The organism is Vibrio sp. YT-18 (assembly GCF_033337345.1).
Lineage (GTDB): Bacteria > Pseudomonadota > Gammaproteobacteria > Enterobacterales > Vibrionaceae > Vibrio > Vibrio alginolyticus.
The window spans coordinates 1-1,277 of record NZ_JAWOQO010000137.1; the positions used below are offsets into that span (position 1 = coordinate 1).

The 1,277-nt window shown below is 53.5% G+C and carries 1 rRNA gene; it reads right to left on the bottom strand.

Going from position 1 to position 1,277, the window contains the following annotated elements:
* Positions 1 to 1,267 (bottom strand): 16S ribosomal RNA (locus tag R7M72_RS24940); the annotation flags it as partial.
* Between the last annotated feature and the right edge of the window lie 10 nt (positions 1,268 to 1,277).

The following is a 1,277-nucleotide window of genomic DNA, read 5'->3' on the forward strand; positions in this document are numbered from 1 at the left end:
GCCCTCTGTATGCGCCATTGTAGCACGTGTGTAGCCCTACTCGTAAGGGCCATGATGACTTGACGTCGTCCCCACCTTCCTCCGGTTTATCACCGGCAGTCTCCCTGGAGTTCCCGACATTACTCGCTGGCAAACAAGGATAAGGGTTGCGCTCGTTGCGGGACTTAACCCAACATTTCACAACACGAGCTGACGACAGCCATGCAGCACCTGTCTCAGAGTTCCCGAAGGCACCAATCCATCTCTGGAAAGTTCTCTGGATGTCAAGAGTAGGTAAGGTTCTTCGCGTTGCATCGAATTAAACCACATGCTCCACCGCTTGTGCGGGCCCCCGTCAATTCATTTGAGTTTTAATCTTGCGACCGTACTCCCCAGGCGGTCTACTTAACGCGTTAGCTCCGAAAGCCACGGCTCAAGGCCACAACCTCCAAGTAGACATCGTTTACGGCGTGGACTACCAGGGTATCTAATCCTGTTTGCTCCCCACGCTTTCGCATCTGAGTGTCAGTATCTGTCCAGGGGGCCGCCTTCGCCACCGGTATTCCTTCAGATCTCTACGCATTTCACCGCTACACCTGAAATTCTACCCCCCTCTACAGTACTCTAGTCTGCCAGTTTCAAATGCTATTCCGAGGTTGAGCCCCGGGCTTTCACATCTGACTTAACAAACCACCTGCATGCGCTTTACGCCCAGTAATTCCGATTAACGCTCGCACCCTCCGTATTACCGCGGCTGCTGGCACGGAGTTAGCCGGTGCTTCTTCTGTCGCTAACGTCAAATAATGCAGCTATTAACTACACTACCTTCCTCACGACTGAAAGTGCTTTACAACCCGAAGGCCTTCTTCACACACGCGGCATGGCTGCATCAGGCTTGCGCCCATTGTGCAATATTCCCCACTGCTGCCTCCCGTAGGAGTCTGGACCGTGTCTCAGTTCCAGTGTGGCTGATCATCCTCTCAGACCAGCTAGGGATCGTCGCCTTGGTGAGCCCTTACCTCACCAACTAGCTAATCCCACCTAGGCATATCCTGACGCGAGAGGCCCGAAGGTCCCCCTCTTTGGCCCGTAGGCATCATGCGGTATTAGCCATCGTTTCCAATGGTTATCCCCCACATCAGGGCAATTTCCTAGGCATTACTCACCCGTCCGCCGCTCGACGCCGTTATCGTCCCCCGAAGGTTCAGATAACTCGTTTCCGCTCGACTTGCATGTGTTAGGCCTGCCGCCAGCGTTCAATCTGAGCCATGATCAAACTCTTCAATTTAAGATTTTGT